This window comes from Arthrobacter sp. MA-N2 (assembly GCF_000517125.1).
GTDB classification, from domain to species: domain Bacteria; phylum Actinomycetota; class Actinomycetes; order Actinomycetales; family Micrococcaceae; genus Arthrobacter; species Arthrobacter methylotrophus.
The window spans coordinates 2772576-2786633 of sequence record NZ_KI912155.1 but is presented as its reverse complement, the minus strand read 5'-3'; the positions used below and the strand labels follow the sequence as shown (position 1 = coordinate 2786633).

The following is a 14058-nucleotide window of genomic DNA, read 5'->3' as shown; positions in this document are numbered from 1 at the left end:
CGTCAGTGGCCGGCGTTCTTCAGTTTGCTGCCATCGACGCCGTAGCCCGCCTTGCGCATGGCCCAACCCGCAATCAAGCCGACCACCATCACGACGATGCCGGCAATGAAGATGGGGGTGCTGGCAATTACAAAGGCGACGGAGGACACGAGTGCCCCGACCAGCATGACAATCACGCATGTCCACGCGGCCGGGCTGTTGCCGTGGCCGATGGCATCGCTGTGGCTCGCAGCGGTCACAGGGGCCTTGCTAGCGGACACTGTGGTTTTGCTCATGTGAAAATCTCCTCAGGATGAATACTGCTTACATTCTGCCATTTATTGGCGGCGCCCGGGACATCGTCCGAGCTCCGGACAGCCGGCCCTACGTGGGGTCTTCTCCGCGTGAGAGGCTGTCCCAGCTGTCGATCTCATCAACGGGTCCGGAACCCGCACTGGCCGCACTGCTGGCGACCTCGTACTTGGTGCGCGCCTTCCAGCGACGGCCTGCGAGTGGCAGCAAAGCGCCACACAATGCCAGCAGGCCGGCAGCCACGACGGCGAGGACGGGAAATACGGTGGACGACGCAGCCGCGCGTCCGCCGGAAATACCGGTGGTAGCCGCAATGGTTCCTTGCGCCGCGCCGAGGGGGTCGGCGAGGACCGTCACAGCGGCGATAATGATGCCTGCCGAGGCAGACACAAGAATGGTCGCAATAATCCAGCGCGAAATCCTGCCGGCGATAGACGACGCAAGCCCCCCGGCGAGGGCGACGAGGGCGAGTGCGGTCACCGCAGTTGCCGCTTTGCTTCCCTGAACGTGAAGATCGGCATTCGCCGCCGCAGCGGGATCGAGCCGGACGTTGATCCAGCTCTGGGTCGTCGTCCCGAAAACGGCCAGCGCGAGGATTGCCATGGCGAGAACGACGTTGGCCTTGCGCGCCCACACGGGAGTCTTTGTGGTGGCCGTCTGCGGCTTGGCGGCGCTCACGGGGTAGGCGTCACGTCGTCGACGGTCCCTGCGGAAACCGCATCCGGGGAAATGTTGTGGAGCGATCCGGCGGTGTGCACGGCACGCAGCGGGGCGGCGGCCTTGTTGACCGTCTCCAGCGCTTCGGACGGCTTGTGGGAATCGGCCACGATCCCTCCGCCGGCCTGGACGTAGGCCCGGCCCTCGCGCAGCAAAGCCGAGCGGATAGCAATCGCCATGTCCATGTCTCCTGCGAAATCCAGGTAACCCACGACGCCCCCGTAGATGCCCCGGCGGTGCGGTTCAAGTTCGTCCAGTAGCCTGAGTGCGCGCGGCTTCGGAGCACCGGAAAGCGTGCCGGCGGGGAAAGTCGCCTTCAGCACGTCGTAAGCCTTGGCGCCGGGAGCCAATTCGCCAACCACGGTGGACACCAGATGCATGATGTGGCTGAAGCGTTCAACTTCCATGAACTGCGTGACGTCGACGGTTCCTGCGACGCAGACCTTGGAAAGGTCGTTGCGGGACAGATCCACAAGCATCAAGTGTTCGGCGCGTTCCTTCTGGTCCGCGAGCAGCTCGGCGGCCAAGGCCTTGTCCGCCTCAACGGTCTTGCCGCGGGGCCTCGAACCGGCAATCGGGTGCGTGATGACCTCGCTGCCCGTCACTGTCACCAGTGCCTCCGGGGAAGAGCCGACGATCGTGTATTCGCGGCCGTCGGGATCCTCGAGGCTGAAGAGATACATGTACGGGCTCGGGTTGGTGTTGCGCAGCACGCGGTATACGTCCAGCGGGTCAGCAGCGCACTCCATTTCAAATCGGCGCGAGATGACCACCTGGAACACCTCACCGTCGACGATCGCTTCCTTGCCGCGATCGATGGCGCTCAGGTACTCCTGCTCGTCCCAGCGTTCCTGAACGCTTGAGGCAAAGTCGAGTGCTTCGGAATGCAGCACGGACACGGGCTGCTTCACGGGCGTGCTGATCTGGTCGAGCAGTCGCTTCACGCGGGCGACGGCGTCGTGCCAGGCTTCGTCGACGCGTTCGGAGCTGTTGTCGAAGTTGATCGCGTTGGCAATCAGGAGGACCGTGCCGTCCATGTTGTCGTGGACAGCCATGTCCGTGACGAGGTTCAGGGCCAGTTCGGGCAGGTGGAGGTCATCCTCCGGGGGGCTGGTCAGCTTCTCCCAGTGCCGAACGGTTTCCCAACCGAGGAAGCCGACAAGACCAGAGGTGAACGGAGGAAGGTCCGGGAAGCGGTCGGTTTGCAGGGCCGCAATGGTGTCTCGGACGGCGTCGACGGGGCTGCCGTCGACCGGCACGCCGACGGGAGGCTCGCCGATCCAGTAGGCCTGCCCGTCTTTGCTCGTCAAAGTGGCCCGTGAACGGGAACCAATGAAGGAATAACGTGACCATGCTCCGCCGACGGCTGCCGACTCAAGGAGGAACGTGCCGGGCTGGCCTTGGGCCAGCTTCCGGTAAAGCCCGATGGGGGTCTCGGCGTCGGCCAGTACCCTGAGCCGGACCGGGATGACCCGGTTGTGCGCGGCGAGTTCGCGGAACTCCTCCAGGCCCGGGCTGATGATTCCAAGGTCCTGCATGGTTTGTGTTCTCCGCCTTTTCTTGTGATTCCTCAACTGGATGGTGTGTGGTGGGCTAGTCCCGCTCGCCCGTCACGGCAGCGAGACTCCGGTCATCGAAGCATGTGCGCGTACCGGTGTGGCATGCCGCCCCTACTTGGTCGACGCGGACCAGGAGGGCATCGCCGTCGCAGTCCAGGGCCACCGATTTCACGAACTGGACGTGCCCGGAGGTGTCTCCCTTGCGCCAGTATTCCTGGCGGGAGCGGGAGAAGAAGGTCACGCGTCCCGTGGTCAAGGTACGATGCAATGCTTCATCGTCCATCCAGCCGAGCATCAGCACTTCGTCGGTGTCGAACTGCTGGATGATGGCCGCCACCAGGCCGGCTGAGTCGCGCTTGAGCGCGGCTGCCAGCTCTTGCGGGAGCGGACTTCCGGGTTCGACGGCGGGCTCCGCGGCGAAGGCTGCCGTGGACGTGGCTGGGGGTGTTGACTGCTCGGACATCAGATCAAGTCTAGTGCCTCCTGGAGAGCCAAAATTCAGCGGCGCTCCCACTGCGCAACAAAGGGCGTCTCGTGCTAGTTTCACAAGTGATGCATTTCGTCGATCCCTCCCGCGAAGTACTGGCCGAAACCCTCCTGGCGGCCGGACCTGACTCCCCCACGCTCTGCGAAGGGTGGCTGACGAGAGACCTCGCGGCGCACCTGTACTTGAGGGAGCGCAAAGCGGCCGTCGGCATCGGCCTGCTCCTCAAGAGCCTTGCCAAGGCCTCGGACAAAGCCACCGCCAAACTGGCCTCCAAGCTCAAGACCACGGAAGATTACGCCGAGTTGGTGAACACTTTCCGCGCTGGACCGCCGGCCTTGTCTCCCCTGAAGATCAAGGCCCTCGACGAATCCTCCAACCTCATTGAATATTTTGTGCACACGGAAGACATTCGCCGGGCCGGAGACCGTTGGGCCCCCCGCGCGCTGGACGAGGAATACTCGGACGCTTTGTGGGACGAATTGATCAAGCGCGCGGCCATTCTCTATCGCGGCGTGGACCTCGGAATCGTCTTGGTGCGCCCGACAGGTCCCCGCCATGTTGCCAAGCGCGCCCCCGTGTCAGTCGCGATTGTCGGCGAGCCTGGTGAATTGCTGATGCACGCCCACGGCCGCACGCATCACGCCCTCGTCACCTTTGAAGGGCAACCGGACGCCGTCGCACTGCTCCAGTCAGCCGAAGTCGGCCTCTAACCCGCTCTTAAGCCCAACTAGCTCGCACTTGTTGTCGCTCTGAGCCCTCAAAACGACAACAAATGCGAGCTAGTTGGGCTGGAGCCAGCTACCGGACCAGGAAGCCTGCTTCGCGGATCGCCGCCTTGACCTGGGCAATCATGTCATCCGGGCCGAAATGGAACACCGAGGCTGCCAACACGGCGTCGGCACCTGCTTCAACTGCCGGCGGGAAATGCGCCGGTTCTCCCGCGCCTCCGGAAGCGATGATCGGGATGCGGACCGCAGCGCGGACCAGGCGGATGAGTTCGAGGTCGAAGCCGTCCTTGGTGCCGTCGGCGTCGATGGAATTGAGGAGGATCTCCCCCACGCCACGGTCGGCAGCTTCCTTGGCCCAGACGATGGCGTCGATTCCGGTCCCCTGGCGTCCACCGTGGGTGGTCACCTCGAAGCCGGAAGCCGTGGGCTCCGAGCCTGGCCTCGTCCGTCGGGCGTCCACGGACAGCACCAGCACTTGCGATCCGAAGTGGCGCGTGATCTCGTCAATCACGTCCGGACGTGCGACGGCGGCCGTGTTGATGGAGGCCTTGTCCGCGCCGAAACGCAGGAGCTTGTCCACTTCGGCCACGCCTCGGACACCACCGCCCACAGTCAACGGAATGAAGACTTCCTCGGCGGTGCGGCGAACGACGTCGAACGTGGTTTCCCGATTGCCGGAGGACGCCGTGACATCAAGGAACGTCAGTTCGTCCGCCCCGGCGTTGTCATAGCGGTGCGCCAACTCAACGGGGTCACCGGCATCGCGAAGGCCTTCGAAGTTGACGCCCTTCACCACACGTCCGGCGTCGACATCTAGGCAGGGGATGACCCGAACTGCTACAGCCATTGCTACTCCCTGGAATTGTCTCTTGTCAGATGCGGCAGGCGTGGATGCTGCTGACCAGGATGGCGCGGGCGCCAAGGTCGTACAGCTCGTCCATGATCCGGTTGGTTTCCTTCTTCGGAACCATGGAACGGACAGCCACCCAATCGGAGTCGCGCAGCGGAGACACCGTGGGCGATTCGAGGCCCGGTGTGAGGGTGGCAGCTTCTTCGACGAGGTCCTTGCGGATGTCGTAGTCCATGAGCACGTACTGACGTGCGACGAGCACGCCCTGCAGGCGACGGATGAGGACCTCGATCTCCTTCACCGTGCCGTTTGCGGCGCCGCCTTCGCCTGTGCGGCGGATCAGGACGGCTTCGGACTTAAGGATCGGCTCGCCGAAGATCTCCATGCCGGCGGCCTTGAGCGTGTTGCCGGTTTCCACGACGTCGGCAATAGCGTCCGCGACGCCGAGACGCACGGAGGACTCCACTGCGCCATCGAGACGGACGACTTTGGCCTTGACGCCGCGCTCGGCGAGGTAAACGCGCAGGAGGCCGTCGTAGCTGGTCGCCAGGCGCTTGCCTTCAAGCTGCTCGACGCCGGAGAAGTCACCGACGGGGCCGGCGAATCGGAAGGTCGAGGCGGCGAAGCCAAGGGGAAGCAGCTCTTCCGCTTCGACTTGTGCGTCCAAGAGGAGATCGCGGCCGGTGATTCCGACGTCGAGCGTTCCCTGGCCGACATACACGGCGATGTCGCGTGGGCGGAGGAAGAAGAACTCAATGTCGTTGTCAGGATCGATCATGACCAGTTCGCGGGTATCGCGGCGCTGGCGGTATCCCGCCTCGGACAACATCGCGGAGGCGGCTTCGGACAAGGATCCCTTGTTGGGGACGGCTACTCGCAGCATGAGGGGACTTTCTTGAGGTATGGAGGGGGAAGTTTCAGGCATTGTGCTTCAGCACGGGGGCCACGCTTGGGCTCCGGCAAGACCTCTTCGGGTCCCGCAGACGGAGCGGACGTGGCTAGAGATGCTTGTAAACGTCTTCCAGGCTCAGACCCTTGGCGAGCATCAAGACCTGCAGGTGGTAGAGCAACTGGGAGATTTCCTCGGCCGCAGCTTCATCGGACTCATACTCTGCAGCCATCCAGACCTCGGCTGCTTCCTCCACGACCTTCTTGCCGATGCCGTGGATTCCGGAGTCCAATTCGGCGACGGTGCGGGAGCCTGCCGGACGGGTCGCTGCCTTTTCGCTCAGTTCTGCGAACAGCGTCTCGAAATTCTTCACGCCCTACAGCCTACTTGCTCCGAGCCGGAGACCGCCTGTCGAGGCATTGCATGACGAAAGGGATGTGAGCGAACGCACAATGCGCTTTGGTACGCTCACATCCCTTTCCTTGGTTTGCTAGAACTGCTTCAGGGTCAGTGCCGCGGCGAGCGCTGCGGTCACCGCTTCGTGGCCTTTGTCCTCGGACGAGCCTTCCAGCCCGGCGCGGTCCAGCCCCTGCTGTTCCGTGTCGCAGGTGAGCACACCAAAGCCCACCGGCACGCCGGTGCGGACACTGACGTCGGTCAGGCCCGCGGTGGCAGCCTGGCACACGTAGTCAAAGTGCGGGGTACCCCCGCGAATCACGACGCCGAGGGCCACGACCGCGTCAAAATGCGGGGCGAGCCGTGCCGCCGCGACGGGAAGCTCAAAGCAGCCAGGAACGCGCAGCACGGTGGGCTCGACGACGCCGGATTCCTTTGCGGCGCGCAGCGCCCCGTCGAGGAGCCCGTCCGTGATCTGGGTGTGCCAGCTAGCAGCCACGATGGCGAGTTTCAGCTGATGGGTTTCCTCCGGATTGAAGGTAGTGAGGTCGATGGTGGGGGCGCCGTATCCGCTCATGAGTGTGTGGTGATCCGTTCAGTCTTGGTCGAGTTCGAAAGTGCTGGAAGAAGTATGGGTACCCGCTGGCTCAGTATCGCCCAAGGTGAGGCGGTGATCCATGCGGTCCTTCTTGGTTTGCAGGTACCGGAGGTTTTCCTCACGAGACGGGACCTCGGTAGGCACCATCTCGACAACCTTCACGCCAGCCGCGGCAAGTCGGTTTTGCTTATCCGGGTTGTTGCTCAGGAGGCGGATTTCGTGAAGGCCCAATTCCGCAAGGATCTGGGCGGCGGCCTTGTAGCAGCGGGCGTCAATCGGGAGGCCCAGTTGTTCATTGGCCTCAACCGTGTCGAATCCGGCTTCCTGGAGTGCATAGGCCCTGATCTTGTTGGCCAAGCCAATGCCACGGCCCTCCTGTCCACGGAGGTAGAGCAGCGTACCGCCTTCTTCCTGGATCAGCTCAAGGGCGTAGGCAAGCTGCTCGCCGCAATCGCAGCGGTACGAAGCAAAGACGTCACCTGTCAGGCACTCGGAGTGCAGGCGCACCAGCGGCGCTTTGCCCGCCCGCGGCGTGTTCGGCGAACTGACCGCCAAGTGCTCAGCACCGGTCTCGTGGTCGGTCCAGGCCTGTGCCACGAACACACCGAACGCAGTGGGTAGCTGGACAACCGGGCCGCCGCTCACCGGGTGCGGCGTGCGTGCGGCCGTGCCGCCGTCGTGCGTTGTCGCTGTAGTCATCGCTGCTCCTCGTTTCCTGCCGGAAGTACGACCTGGTCTTCACTCTCCGTCGCTGCCAGATAGGCCACAAGGTCCTCGATCGAAATCAGAGGGCACCCCTGCTCTGCCGCGAACTCCCGGAGGCTGTCCAAGCGCATCATTTCGCCATCGTCATGTACCAACTCCGCGATCACACCCACTGGGGCCAGGCCCGCAAGCCGGCAAAGATCAACTGCCGCTTCCGTGTGTCCCGGGCGTTCACGCACTCCCCCCTTAACGGCCCGGAGCGGAAAAATATGCCCGGGACGGGTGATGGATGAGGGTGTGCTGCTGGAATCGGCCAGAATCCGGGCCGTCAATGCCCGGTCCGTAGCCGAAATACCGGTGCTCACGCCCACAGCGGCATCACAAGAAACCGTGTAGGCCGTGCCTTTCGCGTCTTCGTTGACCATGACCATTGGCGGCAATGCCAGCGCGGCAGCCCGCGACTCCTCAAGGGGAACGCAGATGACTCCCGAGCTGTAGCGGATAGTCCAGCCCATGAGGGCGGGCGTCGCGTGCTCGGCGGCGAAGATGATGTCGCCTTCGTTTTCCCGGTCCTCGTTATCCACTACGATGACGGGACGTCCGGCCGCCATGGCCTGCACGGCCTTCTCAACCGGATCGAGTCCCTGGCGCACCGCCGTGGCACTGCTGTTGTGCTCGGCGCTCACAGTGCAACCTCCCCGGCAGTTGCGGGGGCACGGAAAGACAACAGCCGCTCCGTGTACTTCGCGAGAACGTCCACTTCGAGATTGACGCGGCCGCCGGTGGCCTTGGCCCCGAGTCCCGTTTCGTCCAGGGTGGTGGGAATGAGGCCCACCTCAAACCAGGGGTTCTCTTCGTCAGCCGGGCTGACGGCGGTGACGGTGAGCGAAACGCCGTCGACGGCGATCGATCCCTTTTCGGCGATATACCGGGCCAGCGGAACCGGCACTCCGAAGCGGAGGCGGTCCCAATTGCCCTGCGACTCGCGTTCAAGAAGCCGCCCGACGCCGTCGACGTGCCCCTGCACGACGTGGCCGTCCAAGCGGCCCCCGGCCTGTACGCAACGTTCCAGGTTCACCGTGTCGCCAGCGGCCAGTTCACCGATGGTGGTCCGGTCAAGGGTTTCGCCCATCACATCGACGCTGAACTCCTGGCCGTCCAGCTCCGTAGCGGTGAGGCATACGCCGTTGACGGCAATCGAGCCGCCCAAGGCGAGCCCTTCGGTGGTGCTGGGGGCCGTCAGGCGCAACGTGGCGCTAGCGTCGCCCTCGCGCTCGACAGACAGGACCGTGCCTTGTTCAGCAACGATTCCGGTAAACATCAGTGTCCTCCTGTGGTGTTGTCCGGGGCATCCTTGCCCTGGAATGGTTCATGGTGTTCGTCGTGGGATTTCCACGCAGCTTTGTTTCCGTCGCTCGGTCCGGACCTTAGATGCAGCCGGAGGTCGCGGCCCAACGCATGGACTGCACCCCCGGCGGCATCGTCCCAGTTCCATTGCTGGGCATCCGCCAGGGTGGAGATGCCCAGATCACCCAAGGCCGGTGTACCCGCACCCAAAAGGGTGGGCGCAAGATAGACAATCAATTCGTCCACGAGGCCCGCGGCCAGGAAAGCACTCAGGATCCTGGAACCGCCTTCCACCATGACATGCCGCACGCCTTCGGCGAACAGCAGTCCCAAAGCTTCGGCAGGATCCCGGGTTGGCAACTGGATGAACTTGCCGTCGGTCCCCCGCACCGCGGCGTCCGGCGGGACCTCCCGCAATCCCATCACGGCCCGGATCGGCTGGCTGGCCGACTCCTGGCCATCCACTTCCCGGGCCGTCAGCCGCGGATTGTCGACGAGGACAGTTTCGGTGCCAACCAGGATCGCATCGATCAAGCGGCGCAATCCGTGGTTATCGGCCAGCGACTCGGGGCTGGAGATCCATTGGCTCGTCCCGTCCGTGGCCGCAATCCGGCTGTCCAAGGTCTGCGCGATGTGGAGTGTGACGAACGGACGCGTGGCGTCCACCGCATGGAACCACTCACGGTTTAGATTCAAGGACTCCGTCGCGGCCAACCCGGACTGCACGTCCACACCCGCAGCGCGCAAAGTACCGGCGCCTCCGGCAGCGGGATCATGGGGATCGTCCACGGCATAGACCACCCGCGAAATCCCGGTATCAATAATCGCTTGCGCACAGGGTCCGGTGCGCCCGGAGTGGTTGCAGGGCTCCAAGGTCACCACCATGGTGGTCCCGGTCAGGTCCAGCCCCTTCGCCTTCGCCTTCGCAATCGCATCGGCTTCGGCGTGGGCGCTCCCCGCTCCGCGGTGGTAGCCCGTGACCAGCTGCTCTCCGCCGGACCCGAGCACAACCGCTCCCACCAAAGGATTGGCCCCGCGGTGCCCCCGGAGAGCAACGTGCAGCGCAACGTCCATGGCTGCGGACTCGGCGTCCGAGAAGTTCCGGTTCAGCTCCTCGCTCATGAGAAGGCTCCTGCGATCCGAGCCTTGGAGATCGCCCGGTCGGGCTCGATGGCGCGGCCTCGGGGACCGGCTTGAAGGTTTTGGTGCCAGCGATACCAGCCATTGCCTGCGATGCCGAGAGGCCATGGCCAGACCTTGCGGGGTTTGCCGCCCAGGGCGCTGGCGAGCCCGAAAATATTGCCTGGCACTTCGCGAAGCACAATGACAGATCCAGCTACGGGAATCTGTGCTTCGAAGAGCCATCGCAGAATGCCCATGTCGTTCCTTCCCTCGAATGCCGCGATGGCTCCGGGGTGTACGACAGCGCTGTGCCGGGCGCACTGGACGCCCGAAGCATGACTGTACGTGCTTCTCCCATCCAGACTTTAACTGTCGGTACCGGAATTTCACCGGTTCAACCGTCCGCCGTCGTGATTCCTGAAAGGAAACTCGATGGCTCGCGGGTCGCGGACTATAACCGCCGGTTCGGAATTACACCGACCCCGGAGCACGTATGTGTGTTGTTATTGTGACACAACCGGGGCCTTGGCCGATGTATTCCCGGCCGAAGATGCAAACATTTTCGTCATTGTTGTCACATTGCCGCCAACCCCGCGGCCCGCAACCGCTCAATAGCGGATGCGGGGTCCTCATGGCCGTAGACGGCGGATCCGGCAACGAACACATTCGCACCGGCCTCTGCCGCCCGGACAATGGTCTCCTCGGTGACGCCGCCGTCAACCTGCAGGGCGACGCCAATGCCGGAACCGTCGATCGCGGCACGCGCCCGGCGGATCTTGGGCAATGTGACATCCAGGAAGGACTGCCCGCCGAAGCCCGGTTCCACAGTCATGATGAGGAGCATGTCCAGCTCTGAAAGCATGTCCAGATACGGTTCCACCGGCGTCGCCGGACGAAGCGCCATGCCAGCCTTGGCACCGCGAGCACGGAGCTCACGCGCAAGCTTGATGGGGGCCATCGCGGCCTCTGCATGGAACGTCACGGAAGCGACGCCCGCGTCGGCGTAGGCCGGCGCCCAGCGGTCGGGGTCGGCGATCATCAAATGGGCGTCGAGCGGGACCGGGCTCACTGCCTGGATCCTCTCCACAATCGGCAGTCCGAGCGTCAGGTTTGGCACAAAGTGGTTGTCCATGACATCGACATGGACGGCGTCGGCATTGTTGATCCTCTTCAGCTCGGCTTCCAGGTTCACGAAGTCCGCGGACAGGATGCTCGGGTTGATGCAGCACTCGGTCAAGACAGTCCCCTCAGGGTTGGTGGCGATCGTAGTTGTGGGAAATCCCCAGCTTAGGCAGGTGGGGCCTTCGGACGGGGAAGGTCGCTGAAGGTTAAGGCTTCTTCCGGATGAGCGCCAGGAACATCGCATCCGTTTGATGCACGTGCGGCCAAAGTTGTGCCGTCAACTCGTGCCCGGCGCCCAAGTTGCCCGTCAGGCTGACAGCGTCCAACGCCGCTCCGGCGTCGATCTGCTCCAGGTCAGTCCTCTTGCGCAGGACGTCGCTGACGACTGCGGTGGTTTCCGCCGGGTGCGGCGAGCAGGTCACGTAAGCCACTACGCCGCCCGGTTTGACGGCGTCGATGGCCGACTTGAGCAAATCACGCTGCAAGGGACCAAGATCGGCGAGGTCTTTGGGAGTCCTGCGCCAGCGCGACTCAGGACGGCGACGCAGTGCACCAAGGCCGCTGCAGGGAACGTCAACCAGCACCCGGTCGAAAGTCTCCGGCTGTTCCTTGCCGACGTCGCGCCCGTCGCCCACCCGCACGGTCCAGGCATTCGCGGGAACTGCCGCGAGCGCTTGGCTCACGAGCTTTGCCCGGTGTTCCGCGGGTTCGTTGGCCAAAAGAGTTGCACCTTCTTGATGAGCGAGGGCGGCCAGCAGCGCAGCTTTGCCGCCGGGACCGGCGCAGAGGTCCAGCCACTTCTCACCGTCCTTGGCGAGCTGTCCAAGGTCCACCGCCGCGACGGCCCGGGCCACCAATTGGGACCCAACGTCCTGGACGCGCGTAGTGCCTTCACGGATGGAGGACATGCGGCCGAGGTCGCCGCCGCTGGACAGTGCTGAGTCGATCACGAGTTCGCCGGGAGTGGCCCCGTTCCCGAGGGCTTCATCAAGAGTGCCGATGCCGGGCAGCGCCACCAAGTTCACCACGGGGGCTGCATTGTCGGCTTCGAGGAGTTCCGTGATTTCGCTCGCGGGACGGCCATGCATGACGAGCGACTGGCGCAACGCCCTGACAATCCATTCAGGGTGCGCATAGCGTACGGAGGCGATCTTGGTTTCGTCGGTCTCGTTTTCCAGCAAGTGGTCGAGCCACTCCGGCAGCGTCCTCGCGGTGACTCGTCGGAGCACTGCATTGATAAGCGACGACGGGCCAGCTCCGATGACTGCCCGGGCCAGCCCTACCGTCTGGTCGAGTGCGGCGTGGGCAGGAACGCGCATGGCGAGCAACTGGTGGGCGCCGAGGCGCAACGCATCAAGCACTGCCGGATCGAGTTGGGCGAGCGGGCGGTCGACGCACTCGGCGAGGACGGCGTCGTACGTTCCCTGGCCGCGGAGAGCCCCGTAGGCCAGCTCGGTGGCGAATCCGGCGTCGCGCTTGTCGAGGTGATGGTGCCGGATCCGTGACGGCAGCACAAGGTTTGCGTAGGCGTCTTCTGAAGCGACGGCACGTAATACTTCGAAGGCTACCAATCGTGCCGGATCCGCTCGCCGGGTGCGCTGCGACGGTGCATTGGTGGAGAAGCCCCGCTGCGGACCCCTGTTGCGTTCGCGACCTTGGGCGTTGCGGTTGCTTTCGCCGCGGGCCCCGCGGTTTCCGTGGCCGCCGCCGTCCCGGTTCCCGCTGTTGTTGGGGCCGCGCCGGCCGGACTCACTCATTCGAATTCCACGCTTTCTGGTGTTGCCAAACCACGGGCCCAATCGGCCGGCGGCATCATCTTCTTGCCCGCAGGCTGGATCCGTCCGAGCTGCACTGCATGCGAGCCGGTCCCCACAAGGACGTTCTTGCCATCCACCCGGACTTGGCCAGGTGCCAGGTCGCGGGTATCCGGGCGCAAGGCGACGGGTTCGAGCTTGACCCGTTGCCCGTCGAGCATGGTCCAGGCGCCGGGTTCGGGCGTGACGCCGCGGGACCTGCGGTTGAGGGCCAGGGCCGGCTGGGTCCAGTCGAGCCGGCCATCGTCGAGTGTCAGTTTGGGAGCAAGCGAGACGTCTCCCTGCTGCGGCTGGGGAGCGGCTTGGCCGGCGCCGACGGCGGAAAGCGTTTGGGTGAGCAGGATGGCGCCGCTGCGCGAGAGCCGTTCCAGCAGATCCCCCGCAGTGTCGTCGGGCCGAACGGTTTCAGTCAAAGTCCCGAAGACGGGGCCGGTGTCGAGTCCTTCTTCCAGGAGGAAGGTCGCAGCTCCGGTGATGTCGTCACCTGCGATGACGGATCGCTGCACAGGTGCGGCGCCGCGCCACGCAGGGAGGAGGGAGAAGTGGAGGTTGATCCAGCCGTAACGTGGTATGCCGAGGGCGGCTTGGGGGACGAGGCCTCCGTAGGCCACGATCGCCGCGACGTCGGGCGCGTATGAAGCGATCCGCCCCGTGGTCTCTTGGTCCACCTTGGATGCATGGATGATGTCGATGCCCAGTTCCGCTGCGCGGGCTGCCACCGGCGACGGCGTCAGGATCCGTTTGCGGCCGGTAGGCGCATCCGGCCTGGTCAGCACCGCGACGATGTCGAAGCCTGCATCGATCAGCGCGTCCAGAGAAGGCACGGCGACGGCTGGGGTGCCCGCAAAAAGCACCCTCATTGGGCAGCCCCGAAACTGCCGAAGCTGGATCCGACCGTGTTGGCACGCTTGGCGGTGGTCCGATCAGTTACGGAGTGGTAATTTGCCGCGCGGATGGCGCGGAGAGCGGCTTTGCGGTCCTCGCCTTCGAGGCGGTCAGTGAAAAGGACCCCGTCCAAATGGTCGGTCTCGTGTTGGAAACAGCGGGCGAGCATGCCCTCCGCCTCGACCGACACGGGGTTGCCGTTGATATCCACTCCGGTGGCCCGGGTGGTCCTGCGGCGGCGAACCGGGAAAGCGAGTCCCGGAATGGAGAGGCAGCCTTCCACTTCGTCCGGCTGGAAGTCATCGCTGTTCTCCAGCACGGGGTTGATGATGTGGCCTTCCACGCCGCCGATCCGGTACGTGAATACCCTTTGGCTCACGCCAACCTGCGGGGCGGCGAGCCCGGCACCGTCCACGTCTTCCATGGTCTCCGTCATGTCCGACACAAGTTTGGCGAGCTCAGGACCGAATTCCGTGACTGGATCAGCAACCGTGCGGAGCACGGGATCGCCGATGATACGGATACTCAAAATGGCCATGTGCTGTCTT

General features: G+C 64.4%; 18 protein-coding genes and 1 riboswitch. Of the genes, 1 reads left to right on the top strand and 17 read right to left on the bottom strand.

Going from position 1 to position 14058, the window contains the following annotated elements; translation table 11 throughout:
• Positions 1 to 2 precede the first annotated feature (2 nt).
• From A3M3_RS0113695 to hisI, 4 genes are all read right to left on the bottom strand, one after another.
• The gene (locus A3M3_RS0113695) at positions 3 to 275 is read right to left on the bottom strand and encodes an HGxxPAAW family protein (protein WP_028266826.1); all 273 of its coding nucleotides are present in this window, start codon (positions 273 to 275) and stop codon (positions 3 to 5) included.
• An 88-nt stretch (positions 276 to 363) separates the two neighbouring features.
• Positions 364 to 969: a Trp biosynthesis-associated membrane protein gene (locus A3M3_RS0113690; protein WP_028266825.1), complete on the bottom strand. Its 606-nt coding sequence runs from the start codon at positions 967 to 969 to the stop codon at positions 364 to 366.
• Positions 966 to 2546, bottom strand: a complete 1581-nt coding sequence (locus A3M3_RS0113685; protein WP_028266824.1) for an anthranilate synthase component I — start codon at positions 2544 to 2546, stop codon at positions 966 to 968. The genes A3M3_RS0113690 and A3M3_RS0113685 overlap by 4 nt, the downstream gene beginning before the upstream one ends.
• Before the next feature lie 55 nt (positions 2547 to 2601).
• On the bottom strand, positions 2602 to 3030 hold the full coding sequence (gene hisI / locus A3M3_RS0113680) for a phosphoribosyl-AMP cyclohydrolase (RefSeq protein WP_028266823.1): 429 nt from the start codon (positions 3028 to 3030) through the stop codon (positions 2602 to 2604).
• Positions 3031 to 3119: 89 nt separating this feature from the next.
• Here hisI and A3M3_RS0113675 point away from each other — a divergent pair, with 89 nt between their 5' ends.
• Entirely contained in the window at positions 3120 to 3764 is a 645-nt protein-coding gene (locus tag A3M3_RS0113675) for a TIGR03085 family metal-binding protein (RefSeq protein ID WP_028266822.1), read from the top strand.
• An 88-nt stretch (positions 3765 to 3852) separates the two neighbouring features.
• Here A3M3_RS0113675 and hisF read toward each other — a convergent pair whose 3' ends face one another.
• The 13 genes from hisF to def all read right to left on the bottom strand — a co-directional run bounded on the left by hisF (position 3853) and on the right by def (position 14048).
• The gene (gene hisF, locus A3M3_RS0113670) at positions 3853 to 4629 is read right to left on the bottom strand and encodes an imidazole glycerol phosphate synthase subunit HisF (RefSeq protein ID WP_028266821.1); all 777 of its coding nucleotides are present in this window, start codon (positions 4627 to 4629) and stop codon (positions 3853 to 3855) included.
• A 25-nt stretch (positions 4630 to 4654) separates the two neighbouring features.
• Positions 4655 to 5515, bottom strand: coding sequence for an ATP phosphoribosyltransferase (hisG, locus tag A3M3_RS0113665; RefSeq protein WP_028266820.1), 861 nt, complete (start codon positions 5513 to 5515; stop codon positions 4655 to 4657).
• A gap of 115 nt (positions 5516 to 5630) precedes the next feature.
• A complete protein-coding gene (locus A3M3_RS0113660) occupies positions 5631 to 5894 on the bottom strand; it encodes a phosphoribosyl-ATP diphosphatase (RefSeq protein WP_018778638.1) in 264 nt (87 codons plus the stop codon).
• A gap of 117 nt (positions 5895 to 6011) precedes the next feature.
• A complete protein-coding gene (ribH, locus tag A3M3_RS0113655; protein WP_028266819.1) occupies positions 6012 to 6494 on the bottom strand; it encodes a 6,7-dimethyl-8-ribityllumazine synthase in 483 nt (160 codons plus the stop codon).
• Between the two features lie 18 nt (positions 6495 to 6512).
• Positions 6513 to 7214 (bottom strand): GTP cyclohydrolase II, encoded by a 702-nt coding sequence (gene ribA / locus A3M3_RS0113650; RefSeq protein ID WP_028266818.1) that lies wholly within the window; start codon positions 7212 to 7214, stop codon positions 6513 to 6515.
• Positions 7211 to 7906, bottom strand: a complete 696-nt coding sequence (ribB, locus tag A3M3_RS0113645) for a 3,4-dihydroxy-2-butanone-4-phosphate synthase (protein ID WP_028266817.1) — start codon at positions 7904 to 7906, stop codon at positions 7211 to 7213. Before ribB ends, ribA begins: the two co-directional genes overlap by 4 nt.
• Complete coding sequence (locus A3M3_RS0113640) at positions 7903 to 8541, bottom strand: riboflavin synthase (protein ID WP_028266816.1); 639 nt, start codon at positions 8539 to 8541, stop codon at positions 7903 to 7905. The genes ribB and A3M3_RS0113640 overlap by 4 nt, the downstream gene beginning before the upstream one ends.
• Positions 8541 to 9689: a bifunctional diaminohydroxyphosphoribosylaminopyrimidine deaminase/5-amino-6-(5-phosphoribosylamino)uracil reductase RibD gene (gene ribD / locus A3M3_RS25010; protein WP_081736795.1), complete on the bottom strand. Its 1149-nt coding sequence runs from the start codon at positions 9687 to 9689 to the stop codon at positions 8541 to 8543. Before ribD ends, A3M3_RS0113640 begins: the two co-directional genes overlap by 1 nt.
• The gene (locus tag A3M3_RS29535; protein WP_028266815.1) at positions 9686 to 9946 is read right to left on the bottom strand and encodes a hypothetical protein; all 261 of its coding nucleotides are present in this window, start codon (positions 9944 to 9946) and stop codon (positions 9686 to 9688) included. The genes ribD and A3M3_RS29535 overlap by 4 nt, the downstream gene beginning before the upstream one ends.
• Before the next feature lie 84 nt (positions 9947 to 10030).
• Positions 10031 to 10184, bottom strand: a riboswitch (FMN riboswitch).
• Between the two features lie 79 nt (positions 10185 to 10263).
• Positions 10264 to 10926, bottom strand: a complete 663-nt coding sequence (rpe, locus tag A3M3_RS0113625) for a ribulose-phosphate 3-epimerase (RefSeq protein WP_028266814.1) — start codon at positions 10924 to 10926, stop codon at positions 10264 to 10266.
• Between the two features lie 91 nt (positions 10927 to 11017).
• Positions 11018 to 12568: an RsmB/NOP family class I SAM-dependent RNA methyltransferase gene (locus A3M3_RS0113620; RefSeq protein WP_028266813.1), complete on the bottom strand. Its 1551-nt coding sequence runs from the start codon at positions 12566 to 12568 to the stop codon at positions 11018 to 11020.
• Positions 12565 to 13485 carry a methionyl-tRNA formyltransferase gene (fmt, locus tag A3M3_RS0113615; RefSeq protein WP_028266812.1) on the bottom strand — a complete coding sequence of 307 codons (921 nt, stop codon included), beginning with the start codon at positions 13483 to 13485 and terminating at the stop codon, positions 12565 to 12567. Before fmt ends, A3M3_RS0113620 begins: the two co-directional genes overlap by 4 nt.
• Positions 13482 to 14048 (bottom strand): peptide deformylase, encoded by a 567-nt coding sequence (gene def, locus A3M3_RS0113610; RefSeq protein ID WP_028266811.1) that lies wholly within the window; start codon positions 14046 to 14048, stop codon positions 13482 to 13484. Before def ends, fmt begins: the two co-directional genes overlap by 4 nt.
• Positions 14049 to 14058 lie beyond the last annotated feature (10 nt).

Bases quoted from the DNA above. Each gene is read 5' to 3' on its own strand.
- ribH (WP_028266819.1), bottom strand. From the start codon at position 6,494: ATGAGCGGATACGGCGCCCCCACCATCGACCTCACTACCTTCAATCCG.
- A3M3_RS0113620 (WP_028266813.1), bottom strand. From the start codon at position 12,568: ATGAGTGAGTCCGGCCGGCGCGGCCCCAACAACAGCGGGAACCGGGAC.
- hisI (WP_028266823.1), bottom strand. From the start codon at position 3,030: ATGTCCGAGCAGTCAACACCCCCAGCCACGTCCACGGCAGCCTTCGCC.
- ribD (WP_081736795.1), bottom strand. From the start codon at position 9,689: ATGAGCGAGGAGCTGAACCGGAACTTCTCGGACGCCGAGTCCGCAGCC.
- A3M3_RS0113685 (WP_028266824.1), bottom strand. From the start codon at position 2,546: ATGCAGGACCTTGGAATCATCAGCCCGGGCCTGGAGGAGTTCCGCGAA.
- ribA (WP_028266818.1), bottom strand. From the start codon at position 7,214: ATGACTACAGCGACAACGCACGACGGCGGCACGGCCGCACGCACGCCG.
- A3M3_RS0113640 (WP_028266816.1), bottom strand. From the start codon at position 8,541: ATGTTTACCGGAATCGTTGCTGAACAAGGCACGGTCCTGTCTGTCGAG.
- fmt (WP_028266812.1), bottom strand. From the start codon at position 13,485: ATGAGGGTGCTTTTTGCGGGCACCCCAGCCGTCGCCGTGCCTTCTCTG.
- A3M3_RS0113695 (WP_028266826.1), bottom strand. From the start codon at position 275: ATGAGCAAAACCACAGTGTCCGCTAGCAAGGCCCCTGTGACCGCTGCG.
- def (WP_028266811.1), bottom strand. From the start codon at position 14,048: ATGGCCATTTTGAGTATCCGTATCATCGGCGATCCCGTGCTCCGCACG.
- A3M3_RS29535 (WP_028266815.1), bottom strand. From the start codon at position 9,946: ATGGGCATTCTGCGATGGCTCTTCGAAGCACAGATTCCCGTAGCTGGA.
- A3M3_RS0113675 (WP_028266822.1), top strand. From the start codon at position 3,120: ATGCATTTCGTCGATCCCTCCCGCGAAGTACTGGCCGAAACCCTCCTG.
- hisG (WP_028266820.1), bottom strand. From the start codon at position 5,515: ATGCTGCGAGTAGCCGTCCCCAACAAGGGATCCTTGTCCGAAGCCGCC.
- hisF (WP_028266821.1), bottom strand. From the start codon at position 4,629: ATGGCTGTAGCAGTTCGGGTCATCCCCTGCCTAGATGTCGACGCCGGA.